The sequence below is a fragment of the Streptomyces scopuliridis RB72 genome, from assembly GCF_000718095.1.
Lineage (GTDB): Bacteria > Actinomycetota > Actinomycetes > Streptomycetales > Streptomycetaceae > Streptomyces > Streptomyces scopuliridis.
This window is the reverse complement of record NZ_JOEI01000015.1, coordinates 91,253-112,823: the sequence shown is the minus strand read 5'-3', so window position 1 is coordinate 112,823 and position 21,571 is coordinate 91,253. Positions and strand designations below refer to the sequence as shown.

Sequence of the window (21,571 nt, the reverse complement as noted above, 5' to 3'; positions counted from 1 at the left end):
TCACCGCTCTGCGCCGAGGGCGGCTTCGCCGGAAGTGGCCTCTCCGGAAGCCGGCTCCCCGGAAGCGTCATGGCCCAGCGAGGCCGCGAGCGCGGTCAGCAGATCGCGCGCGGCGTCCGGGATGACCGTGCCGGGCGGGAAGACCGCGGCGGCCCCCGCCCGGTGCAGCTCCTCGATGTCCTGGGGCGGGATCACCCCACCCACCACGATCATGATGTCCTCCCGGCCCTCCTCGGCGAGCTGTTCGCGCAGCGCCGGTACGAGCGTGAGGTGCCCGGCGGCGAGCGAGGAGACGCCGACGATGTGCGCGTCGGCCTCGACAGCCTGCCGCGCCACCTCGGCGGGCGTCTGGAACAGCGGGCCGACATCCACGTCGAAGCCCAGATCGGCGAAGGCCGTGGCGATCACCTTCTGGCCGCGGTCATGGCCGTCCTGGCCCATCTTGGCCACCAGGATGCGCGGCCTGCGCCCTTCGGCCCGTTCGAAGTCCTCGACGGCGGCGCGGGTGCGCTCGACGGCCGGGGAGGTGCCTGCCTCGTTCCGGTACACACCGGCGATGGTACGGATCTGGCCGGAGTGGCGCCCGTACACCTTCTCCAGGGCGTCGGAGATCTCACCGACGGTGGCCTTGGCGCGGGCCGCGTTCACCGCGAGGCCGAGCAGATTGCCCTCCAGTCCGGGGCGCGCGCCGGCCTCGGCGGCGGCGGTGAGCGCGCGCAGCGCGTCCTGGCAGACGGCCTCGTCGCGTTCGGCGCGCAGCCGCCGCAGCTTCTCGATCTGCTGGGTGCGTACCGAGGAGTTGTCGACCTTGAGCACGTCGATCTTCTCGTCGGTCTCCACCCGGTACTTGTTGACGCCGATGACGGGCTGGCGTCCCGAGTCGATGCGCGCCTGGGTACGGGCGGCGGCCTCCTCGACCCGCAGTTTGGGGATTCCGGCGTCGATGGCCTGCGCCATTCCGCCGGCCGCCTCGACCTCCTCGATGTGCTGCCACGCGCGCCGGGCGAGGTCGTAGGTCAGCTTCTCGACATACGCGCTGCCGCCCCACGGGTCGGTCACCCGGCAGGTCCCGGACTCCTGCTGGAGCAGCAGCTGGGTGTTGCGGGCGATACGTGCCGAGAAGTCGGTGGGCAGGGCGAGGGCCTCGTCCAGCGCGTTGGTGTGCAGCGACTGGGTGTGGCCCTGCGTGGCGGCCATCGCCTCGACGCAGGTGCGGGTGACGTTGTTGAAGACGTCCTGTGCGGTGAGCGACCAGCCGGAGGTCTGCGAATGGGTGCGCAGGGACAGCGACTTGGCGTTCTGCGGGTCGAACTTCTTGACCAGCCTGGCCCAGAGGAGCCGGGCCGCGCGGAGTTTGGCGATCTCCATGAAGAAGTTCATGCCGATGGCCCAGAAGAAGGAGAGCCGGGGCGCGAACGCGTCCACGTCGAGCCCGGCGCCCAGCCCGGCGCGCAGATACTCCACGCCGTCGGCGAGGGTGTACGCCAGCTCCAGATCGGCCGTCGCGCCCGCTTCCTGGATGTGGTAGCCGGAGATGGAGATGGAGTTGTAGCGCGGCATCTTCTGCGAGGTGTACGCGAAGATGTCGGAGATGATCCGCATCGAGGGTTTCGGCGGGTAGATATAGGTGTTGCGGACCATGAACTCTTTGAGGATGTCGTTCTGGATGGTCCCGGCCAGCTTCTCGGGCGGTACGCCCTGTTCCTCGGCGGCCACGATGTAGAGCGCGAGTACGGGCAGGACCGCGCCGTTCATCGTCATCGACACGCTCATCCTGTCGAGCGGGATGCCGTCGAACAACTGGCGCATGTCATAGATCGAGTCGATGGCCACGCCCGCCATGCCGACGTCGCCGGTCACCCGGGGATGGTCGCTGTCGTAGCCGCGGTGGGTCGGCAGATCGAAGGCGACCGACAGGCCCTTCTGCCCGGCGGCGAGATTGCGCCGGTAGAACGCGTTGGACTCCTCGGCGGTGGAGAACCCGGCGTACTGCCGGATGGTCCAGGGCTGGTTGACGTACATCGTCGGGTACGGGCCGCGCAGATACGGCGCGATGCCGGGGTAGGTGCCGAGGAAGTCGAGCCCCGCCAGATCCCGCGCGGTGTAGAGCGGCTTGACGGCGATGCCCTCGGGCGTGTCCCAGAACAGTTCGTGGTCGGTCCTGCCGCTGTGTTCCTTGACGGCCGTACGCCACTGGTCCTCGGTGGTCCCTGCGCTGTCGCCGGGGCCGAGCCCGATCTCGGAGAAGTCCGGGATCCCCATCACGCCACTCCCATCCGGTCGAGGACGGAGGTGAGGACGGCGATCGCGTCGCCGCCCGCGACGACGAACTCGTCGACTCCGGCCCGTACATAGGTCTCACGCTGTTCGCCGGGGCGGCCGGCGAGGAACACCTGGAGCGCGCCGGCCGTCTTGAGCGCCTCCGCGACGGGCGCGGCGCTCTCCGCGTAGAGCGCGTCGCTGGAGCAGATACAGGCGACGGCGGCCCCGCTGCGGGTGAAGGCGTCGGCGACGCTCTCCGCGTCGACCGTCACCGGGTCGTGGACGGGTTCGATCCCGCCGGCCTGGAAGAGGCTGGTGGCGAAGGTGGCGCGCGCGGTGTGCGCGGCGGCCGGTCCGAGGGCGGCCAGGAAGACACGGGGCCGGGCGCCGGTGGCGGCGAGATACGCGTCGGAGCGGGCGCGGAGCGTCTCGTACGCCTCGTCGCGGCGTACCACCGGCAGTCCGCCGCCGGGCGGCTTGGGCGCCGGGTCGCGTTCCACCGGGGGCTGCGCGAGCTGCGGGAACTCACTGACGCCGGTGATGGGTTCACGCCGCCTGGCCAGCCGGCCCGAGCGCTCCTGCCACGTGGCCGCGAGCCGCTCGGCGATCAGTCCGTCGTGGAGCGCGGCGCGCTGGCCGCCGGCGCGTTCGATCTCCTGGAACCACGCCCAGGCGGCGTGCGCGAGATCGTCGGTGAGCCGCTCCACGTACCAGGAGCCGCCCGCGGGGTCGATGACCCGGCCCAGGTGGGATTCCTCCAGCAGGATCGTGGAGGTGTTACGGGCGATCCGGCGGGCGAAGGCGTCGGGCAGCCCGAGGGCGTGGTCGAAGGGCAGTACGGTCACGGCGTCCGCGCCGCCGACCCCGGCCGCCATCGAGGCGACCGTGGTGCGCAGCATGTTCACCCAGGGGTCGCGCCGGGTCATCATCACCGACGAGGTCACGGCGTGCTGGCGCTGCGCCCCGGCGCCGGGGCCGGCGCCGCAGACCTCCGTCACCCGGGCCCAGAGCCTGCGCGCGGCCCGGAGTTTGGCGATCGTCAGAAACTGGTCGGCGGTCGCCGCGTACCGGAACTCGATCTGGTCGCAGGCGGCTTCGACGGAGAGTCCGGCCGCGGTGAGATCACGCAGCCAGCCGACCCCGGTGGCGAGGGAACAGCCCAGTTCCTGCGCGTCGGAGGCGCCGCCCTCGTGGTACGGCAGCGCGTCGACGGTGATCGCGCGCAGGCCGGGGTACTCCCGGTCGCAGAGCGCGGCGAGTTCGGCGGCCTCGTCCGTCAGACCCGTCACTTCCCGTCCGGTACGGGCGAGTTCACCGACGGGGTCCGCGCCGAGCGTGCCGCGCGCCGCGTCGCGGGCCACCCCGCGCTCCTCGTACAGCTTGAGCAACGCCCGTGCGGCGGACGGGAATTCGGCGCCGGCGTCGAGGGCGACCGGCGCGAGGTCGAGATAGACCCCGTCGAGCGCCGTGGCCAGCCCGGACACCGGGATTCCGGCGGAACCCACCGACAGCCAGAGGGAGGTGACCCCGTTCTCCAGGTCGGAGAGCACGGCCTCGTTGGCGCGTACGGGATCGGGGAGCGAGTGGCGCTGCCGTACGTCCCAGCCGGAGACCACGCCCCCCTCGGGACGGCCGCCTCGCGTGAACGGCGCGAAGCCGGGATAACCGGAGTCTCCGGGCGCGTCGGCGGCGGTGTACAGCGGACGGGCGGTGAGCCCGTCCTGAAGCGTGGTGGAGAGCGCATCCTCGGCGGCCGGCCCCGAGAGATCCCGACCCGACTTACGCAGAACGCCTGCCACCAGGCTCTGCCACTGCTCGCGGGTCGCATCGGGGAACTCGCCGGCCAGGGAAAGCCCGTCGTCAGGCAGGACCGTCATGCCCAGATGTTAGGGCAGCCCGGCCAACGGGCAGCAGAGCGCATCGCTGTGACGTTGCCCTCGTCGAAATGCCACGGGTGTAGGTCATTCATGACGCGGAATGTGCCAGGGCTCGAACCCGCGGCAACAGGGGCCACCCCCGTCCCGTAACCCACAGACGCTACGCTGCCCACCACCACCTCAGTGAAGAGCCGGTATGAGTAGGACCACTCACCCATCCATATGATCGAACCCGCGCTTCGACCGTCAGCCCTCAGTCCGTCACTGCGCCGCTGTTCCGCGGGCCAGTGCTTGATCATCTCTTGGATGGCGTAGTACCTCATGTCTTGGTTCGAATCTTTCATCCTCGGGCTCGTCCAGGGGCTGACCGAGTTCCTCCCCATCTCCTCCAGCGCGCATCTGCGGCTGACGGCGGCCTTCGCCGGCTGGCACGACCCGGGTGCGGCGTTCACCGCGATCACCCAGATCGGTACCGAGGCGGCGGTCCTCATCTACTTCCGCAAGGACATCGCCCGAATCGTTTCCGCGTGGTGCCGCTCGCTGGTGGACAAGTCGATGCGTAGTGACCACGACGCCCAGATGGGCTGGCTGGTCATCGTCGGCTCGATCCCGATCGGTGTCCTCGGCGTGACGCTCAAGGACCAGATCAACGGCCCGTTCCGTGATCTGCGGCTGATCGCCGTCACCCTGATCGTGATGGGCATCGTGCTCGGTGTCGCCGACCGGCTGGCGGCCCGCGACGAGACCGGCGGCAAGCACCGCGCGATCAAGGAGCGCAAGTCGCTGAAGGATCTGAGCGTCAAGGACGGTCTGATCTACGGCTTCTGCCAGGCGATGGCCCTGGTGCCCGGCGTCTCGCGCTCGGGCGCCACGATCAGCGGTGGTCTGCTGATGGGATACTCCCGTGAGGCGGCGGCGCGGTACTCGTTCCTGCTCGCGATCCCGGCGGTGCTCGCCTCGGGCGCGTTCGAGCTGAAGGACGCGGGTCAGGGGCATGTCGCGTGGGGACCGACCCTCTTCGCGACTGTCATCGCTTTTGTCGTTGGATATGCCGTTATCGCCTGGTTCATGAAGTTCATCACCACGAAGAGCTTCATGCCGTTCGTGATCTACCGGATCCTGCTCGGTATCGCGCTGTTCGTCCTGGTCGGCACGGACACGCTGAGCCCGCACGCGGGCGAGTCGGCCGGCTGACCGGGGCCCGCAGGGGGTGGCCGTGCGGCGGGGTGGACGTGCGGGGAGCGTGTGAGCGAAGTGTGAGCAAGGACGCTCCCTGATCGGCACCGGGACGGGGCCGCCTCCCCCTAGGCTTGTCACATGTCCTCTTCCTCCGCTTCCGCATCCCCGGCATCCGACGCCGTCGCGGCCAACGAGCGCATCCGCGCGCTCGTCGACGCGGCCGAGACGTCCGACGGGACGTGGCCGGCGGAGGCGTACGAGGTCCTGCTGCTGGAGTGGGCCGCGGCTCTCCACGACAGGGTGGACGAGGCCGCCTAGAACAGGCCTCTTTGAACGCCCTGCCCTCAGGAACAGGGCGGCTGCGACGGGGTTCCCTCCGGCAGCAACTTCCGTTCGGCTTCGGTGTAGTCGCGATCCGCGGCGGCGCACAGGGTGCGGAACTGGGTGTCGGGGTTCAGGTCGAAGGTCTGGCGCAGGCGGCCGGTGTCGATGGTCAGGCGATGACCGTGCACGAAGCCCGCAATCCAGTTGCCGCCCGCGACCGGCAGAGTGCCGGAGGCTCCGTCGCCCGTCAGGTCGTAGAACTGGACCTGCTTCTTGTCAGAGAGGTACGTGACGACGCTGTCGCCGGAACCGATACCGACCAAAGCGTCGTTACTCGCGCGGGGCGCGCTGCGAGCAAGCTGCTTCCTGCGGTCGACGTCCCAGACCATCACCTGACCGTCCACGTTCTGCACGGCGAGATGTGAGCCGTCCGCGTCGAAGGCGAGCGCGCTGGTGAAGGAGTCGGTGGCGAACGGCACACTGATGGCCGGTCCCGGCAGCGTTGTGACGCGCCGTTGGGACCATACGTCCCACAGCAGGATCTCACCGCGCTGGGTTCCCGTCCTGGTGACTGCGGCGACCTGTCCGGGGTGCCCGGGACGGGCGATGAGCTGGCTCCTCACGAAGATCTCGCCGGTGAGGCCGGTGCCGGCCCAGTTCGGTGCGGGGTGGACGAGGAAGCGCCGGGTGCGTACGGCCGCGTCGGCCGCATCAACGCGGGCGAGCCTGCCGTCCACGGTCAGCAGAACGATCTCGCTGCCCTGCAGCGCGGCGACACTGTCCACTTCACCACCCCGCAGCTCAGTGACACTGTCCAGTTCCTTCGCCTTCGGCACGACGTCGTCGAGCGGCACGCTGTCGCGCAGGTCCTGCACGGAGTACGACCGGTAGAGGTTGCCGCTCTCGCCCCACACCACGATCCGCTTCGAGTCAGCCGTCCACGTGGGTATCCAGTCCACCGTTTCGGCAGGTGGCGGCAGTGACACCGACTGGTGGCGGGTGCGGGAGGCGTCGAGGACCTCAAGGCGCCGGTCGGTGACCAGGGCGACGAAGCGCCCGTTCGGCGACACGCTGTACTTTCCCGAGTCGGCCCGGAACCGCTCGCCGCCCACCGATTCGGCGCGCACCGCCATCAGCGTCGTGCCGACGGGCACGAGAACGGTGAGCCCGCCGCCCGCCAGCGCGGCGAGCAGCCCGAACAGACCGCGTGCGGCGGCCGGTTCGGCGCCCGCGTACTCCTCGAACTGGTCGACGAAGATGACGTGTCCGGCGCTCGCTCCCCGGGCGAGAACCCCGCCGCGCAGCTCGGCGGGCACATCGCCGCCGGTCTCCAGGAGACCTGCCAACTCCTCGGCCCTGGCGAGCCGTTCGACCTCACCGAGCTCCGGCTCCAGGATTCCGGTCAGCGCGCGGGCGAGTACGGCGGCCGCCCGTACCCCGGGCACGGGCCGCAGCTCGGACACGCTCATGCCCTCGGCCCGTAGCCGGGGCAGCACGCCTGCCCGTACGAGGGACGACTTGCCGCACCCCGAGGGCCCCGCCACCAGCGTCACCGGCCGCCTGCGTACGGCCGTGTGCACCCGGGCGGTATCGCCCTCGCGGCCGTGGAAGAACTCCGCGTCGGCCTCCGTGAACGGCGCGAGGCCCTGGAACGGGCAGCGCGGCCGTAGCGTCCGTTCGTCGACCAGCTCGGCCGAGGGCAGCAGATACGCGGTGCGCTCGCCCAGGTGCGCGGCGACCGTCATCCCGACGACGCCGTCCTGCGCGTCGTCCCAGACCGGCGCCCCGCTGAACCCCTCCTCGATGCGCGGCCCCGGCTCCTGGGCCTCCATCTGCACCCAGCCCGCGCCCTGTCCGGCACGCAGCGTGCCCGAGGCCCATACGCCGTCGTCGGCGCCGTCCGGATAGCCGAGTGCCCGGAACGTGTGCCCCCATACGCCGGTCCCGTCGACGAGCGGTACCGGCCGGGCGCCCTCGACCGCCGCGTCGAGCCGCAGCAGCGCGACGTCCGCCCCACCACCCCGCCAGGACACCACGGTCGCCCGCGCCCGGGGGCGGCCACTCAGCAGCGGAAAGTCGAGGTCCACGGGGGTGCCGGGCGCTGACTCCTCGGTATCCGGCACCCCGAGCGCCCCGGTGACGACATGGGCGCAGGTGCACACAACATCGGCGGCGACGAGGAACCCGGCGCCGATCACCTCACCGTCGGCCGAGAGGATCCGCACCTGCGACGCCTCAAGGACATCGCTCCCCCGTAACGCGGCCATGGACTTCCCCTCTGCCCACCGTGTCACGTGCCACCCGACACGCCAGCATCCCCGGCGCGATCGCCTCGCACAACTCGCCTAGCCCGGAGCACAGTTGAAGCTGCGGCCGCAGCGCGACCCGCACGTAGCGCCTCGCTGTTCTTCGTCCGGCTCTCTGTCCGACTTCTTTGTCCGACCCACCCCGTTGACCTCTCTTTGGCGCGCCCTTACGGTTTCGGCGTTCGGAATCACAGATGGCGTTCGATATACCGAACATCAACCTCCGTGAACCTCCGCCCCCCGAGAGGGAGACCGCATGAGCCGCAGTGAAATCCCGAGCCGCAGAGTGGTGTTGAAGGGCGCTCTGGCCGCCGGTGCCCTGGCCGCGGCGCCGGGTATCGCCCACGCCGCGCTGCCCGGTACCGGCCACGCCGCGCCGCCTGGATCCACGTACCGCAACCCGCTCGTCGAACAGCGCGCCGATCCGTACATCCACCGGCACACCGACGGCCGTTACTACTTCACGGCGACGGCTCCCGAGTACGACCGCATCATCCTGCGCCGCTCCCGCACCCTGCGCGGCCTCTCGACCGCCGAGGAGTCGGTGGTCTGGAGGAAGCACACGAGCGGTGACATGGGCGCGCACATCTGGGCGCCCGAACTCCACCACATCGACGGGAAGTGGTACATCTACTTCGCCGCGGGCCGCAGCGACGATGTGTGGAAGATACGCGTCTGGGTGCTGGAGAACGAGCACCCGGATCCGTTCCAGGGCACCTGGACCGAGAAGGGACGGATCGCGACCGCCTGGGACACCTTCTCGCTCGACGCCACCACCTTCACCGCCCGGGGCACCCGCTATCTGGCGTGGGCGCAGCACGAACCGGACACGGACGGCAACACCGGTCTCTTCCTCTCCCGGATGGCGAACCCCTGGACCTTGACAGGGCACCAAGTACGCCTGAGCACGCCCGAGTTCGACTGGGAGTGTGTGGGCTTCAAGGTCAACGAGGGGCCGGCCGTGATCGAGCGCGGCGGGCGTGTCTTCATGTCGTACTCGGCGAGCGCCACCGACCACCACTACTGCGTCGGTCTGCTCACCGCCGACGCCGGCGGCGACCTGCTCGACGCCGCCTCCTGGACGAAGTCCCCCGTACCCGTCTTCACCAGCAGCGACACCACTCGCCAGTACGGTCCGGGCCACAACTCCTTCACCGTCGCCGAGGACGGGCGTACCGACGTCCTCGTCTACCACGCCCGGCAGTACAAAGAGATCACCGGCGACCCGCTGAACGACCCCAACCGCCACACCCGTATCCAGGAGCTGGGCTGGAAGCCGGACGGCACCCCCGACTTCGGCATCCCCGTCGCCGACGCACCGGCCCGCGTGCCCGCCGCGACGACGCGGTACACGATGACGGCGTTCACCAATTCCAGCGAGTCCAATATGTATGTGTACGAATCAGCGGACGCGCTGACGTACCGGCTGCTGAAGGGGCCCGCCTACACACCGCCCACGGGGCTGATCCGCGACCCCAGCCTGATCAGACACACCGACGGTTACTACTACCTCGTCCACACCACCGACTGGACGGGCAACACGATCGGGTTCGCCCGCAGCAGGGACCGTACGACCTGGCAGTTCGTCGCCCAGCACACCCTTCCGGTGAGCGGACTGGCCCGCACCTGGGCTCCGGAATGGTTCGTGGACACGGACGGCAGCGTCCATGTCGTCGTCTCGCTCGACACGACGAACACCTTCACCTTCCGGCCGCATCTGCTCACCGCGACCGACGCGTCCCTCACCCGCTGGACCACCCCGCGACCGGTGGCGGGGCTCGACAGGGCCAACTACATCGACACGTTCATCGTCCGGCACGGCGGCGTGTACCACGCGATCACCAAGCAGGAGACGACCAAGTACCTGGAGCACGCGGTCGCCGACAGCCTCGCGGGGCCCTACACCTTCACCGGTACGGGCGACTGGGCGGGCTGGGGCAGTTGGCGCGAGGGGCCGGCGCTCGTGCAGCTGGACAACGGCGGCTGGCGGATCTACTTCGACGGATACGCGGAGGGGAAGTACTACTACAGCGACAGCCTCGACGGGCTGCGAACCTGGACCCCGATCCGGGAACTGCCCGGACTGTCAGGCTTCGCACGCCACTTCACCGTGCTGAGGGAGCGCGTCTGAGCCGAGCCGCCTTCCCGGGTGAGCGACGCCCCCACCCCGCCCGCCCGCCTGCCTGCCGGTCCGGTCAGGTCGCGGCGGTGGGGGCCACCGGCGTCCGGGAGGCGACCGGCGGGATCGACGTCCGCTCGGGCCGGGGCTCCGGGCTGACCAGGCAGTCGAGCGCCTCCTCCACCCCGGACGCGACCTGGATGACGAAGCGTTCCTCCTGACTGATGAAGCCGTCGGAGACCATATTGTCCAGGAGCGTCAGCAGCGGATCGAAGAAGCCGCCCTGGTTGACCAGGACAAGTGGCTTGTGGTGAATGCCCAGTTGATTCCAGGTCGCCACTTCGAGCAGCTCGTCGAGCGTGCCGAGGCCGCCCGGGAGCACCGCGAAGCCGACCGCGAGGCGGTACATCAGCGCCTTGCGCTCATGCATCGTCTCCACGACGATCACTTCGGTGCGTGACTCGTCGGGCTGCTCACGTTCGTACAACTGGCGGGGGATCACGCCGGTTACCGGCGCCCCGGCATCCAGCACCGCATCGGCGACGGCGCCCATGATGCCGACGCCTCCCGCGCCGTAGACCAGTCCCGTCCCGCGCTGTGCCAGCGCCTCGCCGAACTCGGTGGCGAGCCTCAGATGCTGGGGGCGGGCGCCCGGCCGGGCGCCGCAGAACACACCGACTCGCTCCACCCGCGACGCTGGCATGGTCATATCCGTCTCCGTCTCTCTGGCCCGACCCCGATCGGCACATAACGTATCCGAACGGCTACGTTAAGCGAAGAGGGCCTTTGATGCCCCCGCTCACCGCCCCTCTCCACATGGGCCGATTAATAGCACTAAACCCCCAAAGGGATTACTTACCGGGTCATGTGGCGCAGGCAGGGGCATACCGCTGGGGCGAGACGTTTGCTGTGGAGTACGGCGGGAGCGGTACGGCCCGCCCGCGGCGTGGCGGCCGGACTTGCCCGGCCGCGATGAGCCCGACTCCGCGGCTCTCCCCTTACTGCCGGGGCCCATGACGGCCTACCGGTCAGGACCAAGATATGGAGGCTGTCGATGGTGCCCGCCATGCAAGGTGACGAACGCGAACGATTCCTGGCCGACACCCATGTGGGTGTCCTGGGAGTCACCGACCCCCGTGGAGTCAGAGCACCGCTGCTCGTCCCGGTCTGGTACCGGTACGAGCCGGGCAAGGAGGTCGTCGTGCAGACCGGCAGGGCGTCGCTCAAGGCGCGTCTGCTGAAAGAGGCCGGCCGGTTCAGCCTGTGCGTGCAGGACGAGACCGCCCCCTACCGCTACGTCAGCGTCGAAGGTCCGGTGACGTCCGTCGCGGATCCGATGGACGCGGCGGAGCGCGAGGCCATGGCCCATCGCTATCTGGGGGCCGCCGAGGCGCGGGACTACCTCGCGGGGACGCGGGACCAGCTCATCGACGACATCACTTTCCGGATGCGTCCGGAGCGCTGGCGGAGCGCCGACTTCGCCGCCTTCGCCGCCGAGTTCGCCGGTGCCGACGGCCCTCGCTGACCCGCCCCCGACAGCGACGGAAGGCAGAACCGCATGACCGACACCGACCCCCGCACGGACGGTATCGACAGCCATCCCGACCCCACGACCGGCCGCCTCGGACCGGCCGTCACGCCGCTCACCGCGGGCTTCGGGCACCCTCCGAGTCCCGGCCATCCTCCGGACCCCGGCGACCCGCCGGACTCCGCCCTGCTGGACCCCGGCTATCCACGGAACAGCGGCCTCCCGGAGCTCTTCGAAGCGCGCGCCGCGGCCGCCCCGCTCGCGCTCGCGGCCCGCCACCGGGACCGCGTCATGACATACGGGCAGCTCAGCGCCGGCTCCGACCGCCTCGCGGCCCGGCTGCTCGCCGCCGGTGTCGAACCGGGCTCGGCGGTGGGGGTGTGCGGCAGCCGCTCGCTGGAGGCGCTGGTCGCGTTCCTGGGCATCCTCAAAGCCGGCTGCGCCTACGTACCCCTCGACGAGGACCATCCGCCGGCCCGGCTGCGGGCGATGGCCGAGGACGCGGGCGTCCATGTCGCCGTCGTCCTGCCCGGCAGCACCCGCCGTATCCGCGGCCTGCACACGCGTGTCGAGCTCGACCGGGTCACCGACGCCGCTCCTCCGGACGCCGCGAATGGCGCCCCGCCGCCGGTCGCGGCGGCGACCGACCGCGCCTATGTGATGTTCACCTCCGGCTCCACGGGCAGGCCGAAGCCCGTCGCGATCGCACACCGCGGTGTGGCCCAGCTGGTCCTGTCGGATCCCCAACTACCCCCGCCGGGCCCCGGCGACGGAGTGCTGCATGGCTACGGCCTCTCCTCCGACGCCTCCACGATCGAGATCTGGAGCGGACTGCTCGGCGGCGCCTGCCTCGTACTGGTGGACCGGGAGGAACTGCTCGCGCCCGCCGTCCTGGAGGAGCGGTTCCGTACGCACGGCGTGACCGTCGCCTACCTCACCACCAGCGTCTTCCACCATCTGGCCAGGACCCGGCCCGGCGCCCTGAGCGGACTGCGGTTCGCGTCCGCCGGCGGGGAGGCGATGGACCCCGGCCTCGCCCGCGCCGTACAGACCGCCTGCCCCGGCACGACCCTCGTCAACTTCTACGGGCCCACCGAGAACAGCGTGGTGTCCACCGCGTACGTCCTGCCGAAGCTCACCGGCGACGAGACCCGCGTTCCCATCGGCCGCCCCTTCGCCACCTCCACCTGCCACGTATTGCGCCCGGACGGCACGCCCGCCGCGCCGGACGAGGAGGGCGAGCTGTACGTGGGCGGGGACGGCCTGGCGCTGGAGTACATCGGGGACGCGGAGCTGACGGCGGAACGGTTCGTCAGCCTGCCCGTCGACCCGGGTGGCCGGCTGTACCGGACCGGTGACCGTGTCGTACGGGGCCCCGACGGTCCGCTGGAGTACCGGGGGCGGCTGGACCGTCAGGTCAAAGTGCGCGGCCAGCGCATCGAACTGGACGAGGTCGAGGCGCGGTTGCGCAGTCACGCCGAGGTCGGCGAGGCCGTCGTGGAACTCCGCGACGGTGTCCTGGCCGCCTATCTCACCCCCGCGCGGCCCGGCGGCACCCTTCCGGTGGACGCGCTGCGGAGGCACTGCGTGCGGTGGCTGCCGGCCCAGGCGGTGCCGACGCTCATCGCACGGGACCGGTTCCCGGTGACCAGCGGCGGCAAGGTCGACCGCAAACGCCTGCTGGCCGAGTCGCGGCACGACGAGGTGAGCGCGCCGCGCGGGGAGACGAGGGAAGACGCCCGGTACGGCTCCGGGCCGGGCCGGGAGACCCGGTCCGGCCCCGGCGCGGAGGCGGACGGTCCGCTGGAGGCGCTGGCCGAGGTGTGGCAGCTGGTGCTGCGCGTACGTCCCGCGCCCACGGACAACTTCTTTCTCATCGGGGGCGATTCCCTGCTGGCGGCCGAAGTCGTCGCCCGTACGCTCGCGTTGCTGAATCTCGACGCGGCGCTCGGCAGCGGCCTGATCCGGGCGCTGCTCTCCGATCCGACGCTGGAGGGTTTCGCGGCCGCCGTCGGCGCCCATCTCCGCCGGCCGGCCGGCCTGCGGCAGGCGGGCACCGCGCCGGGGGCCCCGGAGGCGGAGGTCGACTTCGTACGCGAGACCGCACTCGGCTTCTCGCTGCCGCCCGCCCGGACGCCACTCCCCCAGCCCGGCGACCCCTCGGACGTCCTGCTCACCGGCGCCAGCGGTTTCGTCGGGGCGTTCCTCCTGGACCGGCTGCTGCGGGACACCACGGCCCGTATCCACTGCCCGGTACGGGCCTCGGGCGCGGCGCACGCGGAGCGACGCGTCCTGGCCGCGCTCACCCGCTACGGCCTGCGCGCGGACGACGCGGCGCGGCAGCGGCTGGTCTGCTTCCCCGCGGACCTCGCCGCTCCCGGACTCGGTCTGTCCCCGGAACACGCCGACGGTCTGGCCGCGTGTCTGGATCTGATCGTGCACAACGGCGCCCAGGTCAACTTCCTCTATCCCTACAGCGCCCTGCGGGCCGCCAATGTCGAAGGCACCCGCGAGATCATCGGACTGGCGGCCCCCCGCCGGGTGCCGGTGCACTTCCTGTCCACGGTGGCGGTCCTCGCCGGCTTCGGCACCGCCGGTGCGCGCGAGGTCGACGAGGACGTACGGCTGGACCACGCGGACCGGCTCACGATGGGGTACGCCGAGAGCAAGTGGGTCGCCGAGGGCCTGCTGCGCAACGCGGCGGAGCAGGGACTTCCGGTCGCCGTCTACCGTCCGTACGAGGTCACCGGGGACCGGCTGCACGGCGCCTGCAACACGGAGACCGCGATCTGCTCGCTGTTCAAGACCATCGCGGAGACAGGGCTCGCTCCCGACATCGCGCTGCCGATGGACTTCGTACCGGTCGATCATGTCGCGGAGTCCGTCGTATATATCGCCACCCGGCACCGCGCCACGGACCGGGTGTACCACCTCACCAATCCGCGCCCGGCCGTGCTGCGTGACGTACTGGACCGGATGCGCGCGGCGGGGTGCGAGATGCGCATGCTGCCGTACGGGGAGTGGGTGGGCGAGCTGGTACGTCATGTCTCGCGCCATCCCACCAGCCCGACCGCGCCCTTCGTGTCCCTCTGCGTGGACCGGGCGAACCAGGGCGACATCTCGGTCAAGGAGATGTATCTGGACGGCGTCTTCCCCCGGCTGAGCCGCCGTAACACCGAAGCGGCTCTGGCTGGGAGCGGGCTGGACTGCCCGCCGGTGGACTCGGTGATGCTCGACCGCTATCTGGAGTACTTCTTCACCTCGGGCTATATGACGCGGCCCGCGGTCGCGCCGGTCGGCGCGGCGGCGACGGTGTCCTAGGTCCTGTCCGAACCGGAGATGCGGCACCGGCGGCCGACGGTCGATGTCCAGCCGATCAGGCGAGTCGAAAACGGCCGGGTCGCGATTGGCCGCGTCGATGGAGATCAGCACCAGCTCACCGGCGGGGACCGGGACTCCGCCGACCTCGGCGTCCTCCCGTGCGATACGCGTAATCGAATCGCCCAGCATGACGGACCAGCGGTACAGCTCCTCCAGCGCGCCGGGCAGTGCCCGCGGCTCCCGCCTCAGCCGGGCGGCCAGCTCCGGGTCGCGTGCCAGCACCAGACCGCAGAGGGCCAGGAACCCGGCCGGGTTTCCGAGGCCGGACACGAACAGGAACAGCGCGATCTCCACCAGCTCCTGATGGCTCAGCGGGCGGTCGGAGGAGCGGTTCAGCAGGGCGAGACGGCCGAGGAGCCCGTCCGTGCCGATGCCCGTCATCCAGTCGTCGAAGCGGCTCAGGGGTGGCTCTCCTCGTCCTCCGCGGCGGACTCCTCCGCCCAGATGCCACGGACATGGCCGATATGACGCCTCATCAGCTGCTCCGCGCCATCCGCGTCCCCCTCCTTGATCAGGTCGAGGAGTTCGGAGTGCTCGTGCGAGGAGGGGATGAGCTCGTCGTGCTCGGCCAGGATCTTGAGGCCGTAGATCCGTGACCGGGAGCGGAGGGAACGGACGGTCTCGACCAGATAGGTGTTGCCGGTCAGCCCCAGCAGCGTGAGATGGAACTCCATGTCGATCGTGACATGGGCGATGAGGTCCTGACGGCGGGCGGCGTCCTCGATGGCCGTGGCCAGCGGGCGCAGTCGCTCGATGACGGCGGGATCGACGCCCGCCTCGGCGATCCGCCGCACGGTGGGGATTTCGATGAGGGCGCGCAGGTGCGTGATGTCATCGAGGTCGGCGTCGGACAGTTCGGTGACCCGGAAGCCCTTGTTACGGACGATGTCGACCAGCCCCTCGCGTGCGAGATCGAGCATCGCCTCCCGTACAGGGGTGGAGGAGACACCGAACTGTTCGGCCAGGCTGGGCGCCGAGTAGACGACGCCGGGGCGCAGTTGACCGGAGATCACCGCACCGCGCAGCGTTTCGATGATCTCCTCACGGAGATTGCGCCGGCGGCTGAACGAGGGCAGTACCGGTGTGATGTGGTCGCCCTCGGGCATGGGACTTCTCCTTCGTACGGTCATAACTCGAAGCCTTCGGGGAACGGGTCGTCCGGGTCGTAGTGGTACTGGGCGGTGCCGGTGATCCAGGCGCGGCCCTCGATGGTGGGGATCACGGTGGTCAGGCCGCGAGGCGCTTCCTGGCCGCCGGGCACGTCCAGTGCGGCGGGAACGTCCGGTGCGGCGGGAACGTCCGGTGCGGCAGGAACGTCCGGTGCGGCGGAAACGTCTTGTCCGCCGGGAACGTCGTGTCCGCCGAGGACGCCCTCTTCGATGAGACGGCCCGTGAAGTGCGTACCGATGAACGACTCGTTGTCGAAGTCGGTGTCGAGCGCGAGTTCGCCGCGGGCGTGCAGCTGGGCCATACGGGCGCTGGTGCCGGTGCCACAGGGCGAGCGGTCGAACATGCCCGGGTGGATGACCATGGCGTGCCGGGAGTGCCTGGCGTCCGACCCGGGGGCGGCGAGATACACGTGATGGCAGCCGTTGATCTCGGGGTCGAGGGGGTGGACGGGACGGTCCTGGTCGTTGACCGCGGCCATGATGGCGAGGCCCGCGTCGAGGATGCGCTGCTTCTCCGTCCGCGCGAACGGGATGCCCAGCTTGTCCAGTTGGACGATGGCGTAGAAGTTGCCGCCGAAGGCGAGGTCGTACGGGATGTCGCCCCAGGGCTCGACCCGTACCGTACGGTCGAGACCGAGCGCGAACGACGGTACGTTGCGCAGGACGACCGACGTCGCCGCTCCGTCCGTCACCCGGACCTGGGCGACGACCAGCCCGGCGGGGGTGTCGAGGCGGATGGTGGTGACCGGTTCGGTGACCTCGACCATGCCGGTCTCCACGAGGACGGTGGCGACACCGATGGTGCCGTGGCCGCACATCGGCAGACAGCCGGAGGTCTCGATGTAGAGCACGCCGTAGTCGGCGTCGGGGCGGGTGGGCGGCTGCAGGATGGCCCCGCTCATCGCCGCGTGGCCGCGGGGCTCGTTCATCAGGAACTTACGGATGTGGTCGAGGTGTTCGATGAAGTAGCGGCGCCGGTCGGACATGGTGGCGCCGGGCACCACACCGACGCCGCCGGTGATGACCCGGGTGGGCATGCCCTCGGTGTGGGAATCGACCGCGTGGAAGACCCTGCTGCTGCGCATACGGTTTACCCGAGCCCTTCCGCGAGCGCCTTCTCGGTGGCCCGGCGCACGATCTCCTCGTGCTCGGGGGTGAGCGGAACGCGCGGCTGGCGGCAGGGACCGCCGTAGCGGCCCGCCAGATCCATGCTCGCCTTGATCGCCTGCACGAACTCCGTCCTGGAGTCCCAGCGCAGCAGCGGGTGCAGCGCCCGGTAAAGCGGCAGCGCGGTCTCCAGATCACCGGCCGAGGCGGCGCGCCACAGCGCGACCGAGGCACGGGGGAACGCGTTTGGATAACCGGCGACCCAGCCGGGAGCGCCCGCGACGGCCAGCTCCAGCGCGACATCGTCGGCGCCGCACAACACATCGAGACCGGGGGCGAGTTCGGCGATCCGGTAGCTACGGCGGACATCGCCGGAGAACTCCTTCACGGCGACGATCAGTCCCTCGGCGTGGAGTTCCGCGAGCAGTTCGGGCACCAGATCGACCTTGGTGTCGAAGGGGTTGTTGTACGCGACGACCGGCAGGCCGGCCCGGGCGACCTCGCGGTAGTGCGCGACCACCGCGCGCGGGTCGGCCCGGTAGGAGTTCGGCGGGAGCAGCATCACGGCCGCGGCGCCCGCCTCGGCGGCCTGCTCGGCCCAGCGGCGGGCTTCGTCGGCGCCGTAGGCGGCCACACCGGGCATGACCGTGAAGCCCTCGGGGGCGGTCTCGACCGCCGTGGTCACCACACGGGCGCGTTCTTCCGGCGAGAGGGTCTGGTATTCGCCGAGCGAGCCGTTCGGGGTGACACCGTCGCATCCGTTCTCGGCGAGCCAGCTGACGTGGTCGGAGTAGCCGTCGAAGTCCACCTCCAGCCGGCCGGTGGAGCCGTCGCGCAGCGGCAGCGCGGTGGCGACCAGCACGCCGTGCCAGGGCTTGCGGTGAGGTTGTTGCTGTCGTTGTGGTTGTGGTTGTGGTTGCCCGGGCGCTGACGCGTTCATACGACCTCCACGGAGACTCTGTTGATTCGGCCGGCTTTGCTGAGGCTGAGCGGCGGGTTTCGCGGCCGCGGCCAGGGCACCGAGCGGCACCGGCTGCGCGATGGGCCTGCTCGCCATGGAGCGCAGATCGTCCTCGGTCGGAGCGCGTCCGGTGCGCGCGGCGACCAGACAACTGGTGGCGTACCCGCAGACCCGCCCCTGGCACAGCCCCATGCCGGGGCGCGCGAACAACTTCACCGCACGGGAATCGGTGGCGCCCAACTCCTCGATGACCTCGGTGATCGCGCCCGCCGTGACCTCCTCGCACCGGCACACCACCGTGTCGTCGTCGATCCGTCCGGTCCACCCCGGCCGCACCGGATACGCCTCGTGCAGGGCGGTGGCGAAGGAGCGCAGCGCCGCGCGCCGGTGCGAGAGACGGCGCACCGCCGCCGGGTCCGGGGTGGCGCCGACCGTGGCGTACGCCGCGTGGAGTCCGGCGAGCCGGCCCTCGGTCACGGACAGCTCCGCGCCGCCGACCCCGCAGACCTCCCCGGCGAGATAGACCCCGGGGACCGTGCTGAGCTGCCGGCAGTCGGCGGTGGCGACCAGGCTTCCGTCGATGTCTCGGCGCGTGTCGCAGCCGAGTTGGAGCGGGATCTCGATCTGGGGCGTGAAGCCGTAGCCGACGGCGAGGGTGTCGCAGTCCAGGCGGCGCTCGCTGCCCGGTACGGTCCGCCACCGCGCGTCGAGCGCGGCCACGGTGACCCCGGAGACCTCGCCTTCGCCGTGGGCACCGTGGGCGGCATGGGCGGCGTGGGCGGCGTGGGCGGCGTGGGCGGCGTGGGCGGCGACCACGGTCGTACGGGTCCGGTAGGGCACGCGGTGGCGCAGCAGCGTACGGAGGAACCCCGCGCCCTCGGCGAGTTTGCCGGGGTTACGGGCCACGGCGAGCGGATGCCGTACGAAGGCGGTGGGCAGCCCGGCCTCGAAGACCCCGACGACGTCCGCGCCCGCCTCGGCGAGACCGGCGGCGACGGCGAGAAGGAACGGGCCGGTACCGGCGACCGCGATCCGCCGGCCGGCGCGTACGCCCTGCCCTTTCAGCAGCGCCTGCGCGCCGCCCGCCGTGAAGACGCCGGGCAACGTCCAGCCGGGGAAGGGCAGTTGGCGGTCGTAGGCGCCGGTGGCGATCACGACTGTACGGCTGTCGATGACTCGCTCGGTGCTGTCGCGGGCGGTGTGGGTGGCAATGGTGTGGCTGGCGTGGACGGCGTCGGTGGCAACGGTGTGCGTGCGGAACCCGTACGGGGGCTCCTCGGCGGTCCGCTCGATGTGCCAGACGGAGAGCCCCGGCAGGTATTCGATCCGGTCGGCATGGTGGGTGAGCCCGCGCAGGAGCCGTTGGAATACCGGCCAGCCGTGGTGCGACGCCCCGTTGTCACCCTGGCGGTGGCGCCAGTACTGGCCGCCGGGACGCGGGGCCGCGTCGATCAGCGCGACGCGGGCCCCGGCGGAGGCGGCCGTGACGGCGGCGGCGAGACCGGCCGGGCCGGCGCCGAGGACGGCGAGATCGTAGCGGGCGTGCTGTGTGGCGGCGGGATCAGCACGCGAGATCGTCATGGCCCGCTCCCTCCTGGGTACGGACCCGGTCACCTGGCGCGGCGTCGACCAGACAAGCCCGTTGATTCGGCTGCCCGTTGACGGTGACCAGGCAGTCGAAGCACACCCCGATGCCACAGAACACACCGCGCGGAGCGCCACCGAGGCGGGTACGGCGCCAGGAGCGGTGCCCGGCGGCGATGAGCGCGGCGCCGATGGTCTGGCCCGGCGAAGCGTCGATCGTCCGGTCGTCGAACCTGAACCGGAAAGGGAGTTGAGCCTCGTCCTCGGCGTTCACGCCGCCACCAACTCCTCCCCGAACCGGTCCGGGCGGAACGGTGTGAGATCCAGGTCGGGTTCCGTACCGGCGATGACCTGCGCGATCAGATGTCCGGTGGCGGTGGACAGCCCGATCCCGGCGCCCTCGTGTCCTCCGGCATGGAGAAGCCCGGGGGCCCGTGGGTCGGCGCCGATGACCGGCAGATGGTCCGGGCAGTAGGGGCGGAAGCCCAAGTAGCTGCGGAGCAGCCGGACTTCGGCGAGGAACGGGAAGACGGCGATGGCCTGCGCGGCGAGCGTACGCAGGACCGGCAGCGACATCGAGCGGTCGAAGCCGACGCGCTGGCGGCTGGCGCCGATCAGTACGGTCCCGGCCCGGGTGCCCTCGACCACGACCGAGGTCTCCAGCCCGGCGTCGCTGCTGGCGACATTGGCGACGTACTCGGCGGTGTACACCTTGTGCCGGATGACCCGGGGCAGTGGCTCCGTGACGAGGATGAACCCTTTGCGCGGCAGCACGGGGACCGGCGCGCCCGCGAGCCGGGCGGTCTGTCCGCTCCAGGTACCGGTGGCGTTGACGACCCGGCCGGCATGGATCACGGGCGCCGTGGACGAGTCCGTACGGACGCCGGTGACGGTGCCATGGCCGTCGCGTACGAATCCGACGACCTCCGTCCCCGGCAGTACGGTGGCGCCGCGACCACGGGCGCGCTGGAGCAGCCGGGCCGCCGCCAGCATGGGCTGGACCTGGCAGTCCTGCGGGTAGTACGCGCCCGAGACCACGTCGGGCGTGATGTGCGGCTCCAGGTCGGCGACTTCACCGGAGGACACGTCGATCGCGTCGATCCCGGCCGCGCGCTGAACGGCGGTGAGCTTCCGGAGACCGTCGGCCGTGGCCCGCGAGGTGGCAACCACGACGCCGCCCTTGCGCTGATACTCCAACCGCTCGGCGCCCACGTCCTGGGCGACCTCGCTCCAGAGCCGTGAGGAGAGCAGCGCCAGATCGAGTTCGGGTCCCGGCTCTTTGTCGGAGAGCAGGATGTTGCCCTCGCAGGCGGAGGTGGTTCCCGCGGCGATCGCGCCCCGCTCGATCACGGTGACGCGGAGACCCGCGGCCGAACAGTAGTAAGCACAGGCGGCACCGACCATGCCCGCCCCGATGACAACCACATCTGGAGATCTCTCCGAGCTGCCCATGTCAGTAGCATGTCACATTGCAATGTGGCGCACCATGGTCCGTCAGCGGGCCTGTCGGCGGGCTTGCCAGTGGACTCTTTGTTCGGCCAGGTCCAGCCACTGATCGGCCTCGGCAGGGTGAAATGCCGGATGGCCCAGTCGATCATCCGAAGACTCAGGCGCACGCCGGTCAGGTCGGTGACCGGAGAGAGGGGTCCCCGGGGAAGCTCCCTTGTTCCTGGGGCCCGTTCGCGGGCTACGGGCCGGTGGGTGGGCTACGGGCCGGTGGGTGGGGCGCGGGAGTGGAGTGGGGCGGCCCGGCACCGGCTCAGCGGGCTTATGG

At 70.8% G+C, this 21,571-nt stretch carries 14 protein-coding genes and 2 pseudogenes; 5 read left to right on the top strand and 11 right to left on the bottom strand.

The genetic code is table 11. The features are described 5' to 3' along the window. On the bottom strand, window positions 1–2,262 hold the full coding sequence (gene scpA, locus IF11_RS0120480; protein ID WP_037728148.1) for a methylmalonyl-CoA mutase: 2,262 nt from the start codon (window positions 2,260–2,262) through the stop codon (window positions 1–3). Further along, complete coding sequence (mutA, locus tag IF11_RS0120475; RefSeq protein WP_030353114.1) at window positions 2,262–4,139, bottom strand: methylmalonyl-CoA mutase small subunit; 1,878 nt, start codon at window positions 4,137–4,139, stop codon at window positions 2,262–2,264. The genes scpA and mutA overlap by 1 nt, the downstream gene beginning before the upstream one ends. Before the next feature lie 321 nt (window positions 4,140–4,460). On the opposite strand from mutA, the gene IF11_RS0120470 reads away from it, so the two are divergent. Both IF11_RS0120470 and IF11_RS0120465 read left to right on the top strand, forming a co-directional pair. After that, complete coding sequence (locus tag IF11_RS0120470) at window positions 4,461–5,333, top strand: undecaprenyl-diphosphate phosphatase (protein WP_030353113.1); 873 nt, start codon at window positions 4,461–4,463, stop codon at window positions 5,331–5,333. Between the two features lie 123 nt (window positions 5,334–5,456). Further along, the gene (locus tag IF11_RS0120465; RefSeq protein ID WP_030353112.1) at window positions 5,457–5,636 is read left to right on the top strand and encodes a hypothetical protein; all 180 of its coding nucleotides are present in this window, start codon (window positions 5,457–5,459) and stop codon (window positions 5,634–5,636) included. A 26-nt stretch (window positions 5,637–5,662) separates the two neighbouring features. Here IF11_RS0120465 and IF11_RS37860 read toward each other — a convergent pair whose 3' ends face one another. Then, complete coding sequence (locus IF11_RS37860) at window positions 5,663–7,909, bottom strand: nSTAND1 domain-containing NTPase (protein ID WP_078490803.1); 2,247 nt, start codon at window positions 7,907–7,909, stop codon at window positions 5,663–5,665. 295 nt (window positions 7,910–8,204) lie between these two features. On the opposite strand from IF11_RS37860, the gene IF11_RS42960 reads away from it, so the two are divergent. Further along, window positions 8,205–10,079, top strand: a complete 1,875-nt coding sequence (locus IF11_RS42960; RefSeq protein ID WP_030353110.1) for a family 43 glycosylhydrolase — start codon at window positions 8,205–8,207, stop codon at window positions 10,077–10,079. A 64-nt stretch (window positions 10,080–10,143) separates the two neighbouring features. Here IF11_RS42960 and IF11_RS0120450 read toward each other — a convergent pair whose 3' ends face one another. Next, window positions 10,144–10,776 (bottom strand): LOG family protein, encoded by a 633-nt coding sequence (locus tag IF11_RS0120450; protein WP_051746085.1) that lies wholly within the window; start codon window positions 10,774–10,776, stop codon window positions 10,144–10,146. A 357-nt stretch (window positions 10,777–11,133) separates the two neighbouring features. On the opposite strand from IF11_RS0120450, the gene IF11_RS0120445 reads away from it, so the two are divergent. Both IF11_RS0120445 and IF11_RS0120440 read left to right on the top strand, forming a co-directional pair. Continuing rightward, on the top strand, window positions 11,134–11,592 hold the full coding sequence (locus tag IF11_RS0120445; RefSeq protein WP_037728175.1) for a pyridoxamine 5'-phosphate oxidase family protein: 459 nt from the start codon (window positions 11,134–11,136) through the stop codon (window positions 11,590–11,592). 33 nt (window positions 11,593–11,625) lie between these two features. Further along, complete coding sequence (locus IF11_RS0120440; RefSeq protein WP_078490802.1) at window positions 11,626–14,916, top strand: amino acid adenylation domain-containing protein; 3,291 nt, start codon at window positions 11,626–11,628, stop codon at window positions 14,914–14,916. 48 nt (window positions 14,917–14,964) lie between these two features. Here the strand turns inward: IF11_RS0120440 and IF11_RS43235 are convergent. The 7 genes and pseudogenes from IF11_RS43235 to IF11_RS0120415 form a co-directional block, all read right to left on the bottom strand. Then, window positions 14,965–15,357 (bottom strand): annotated as a pseudogene (locus IF11_RS43235) (cytochrome P450); the annotation flags it as partial. A gap of 17 nt (window positions 15,358–15,374) precedes the next feature. Next, window positions 15,375–16,082 (bottom strand): GntR family transcriptional regulator, encoded by a 708-nt coding sequence (locus IF11_RS0120435; protein WP_051746084.1) that lies wholly within the window; start codon window positions 16,080–16,082, stop codon window positions 15,375–15,377. Window positions 16,083–16,102: 20 nt separating this feature from the next. Further along, window positions 16,103–17,230, bottom strand: a complete 1,128-nt coding sequence (locus IF11_RS0120430) for a proline racemase family protein (protein ID WP_030353105.1) — start codon at window positions 17,228–17,230, stop codon at window positions 16,103–16,105. Between the two features lie 5 nt (window positions 17,231–17,235). Continuing rightward, window positions 17,236–18,192 carry a dihydrodipicolinate synthase family protein gene (locus tag IF11_RS0120425; protein ID WP_078490808.1) on the bottom strand — a complete coding sequence of 319 codons (957 nt, stop codon included), beginning with the start codon at window positions 18,190–18,192 and terminating at the stop codon, window positions 17,236–17,238. Window positions 18,193–18,378: 186 nt separating this feature from the next. Beyond that, window positions 18,379–19,794 (bottom strand): annotated as a pseudogene (locus tag IF11_RS42170) (FAD/NAD(P)-dependent oxidoreductase); the annotation flags it as partial. Continuing rightward, complete coding sequence (locus IF11_RS0120420; protein ID WP_051746083.1) at window positions 19,775–20,071, bottom strand: (2Fe-2S)-binding protein; 297 nt, start codon at window positions 20,069–20,071, stop codon at window positions 19,775–19,777. The gene IF11_RS0120420 and the pseudogene IF11_RS42170, both read right to left, overlap by 20 nt. Further along, window positions 20,068–21,249, bottom strand: coding sequence for an NAD(P)/FAD-dependent oxidoreductase (locus tag IF11_RS0120415; RefSeq protein ID WP_030353102.1), 1,182 nt, complete (start codon window positions 21,247–21,249; stop codon window positions 20,068–20,070). Before IF11_RS0120415 ends, IF11_RS0120420 begins: the two co-directional genes overlap by 4 nt. Between the last annotated feature and the right edge of the window lie 322 nt (window positions 21,250–21,571).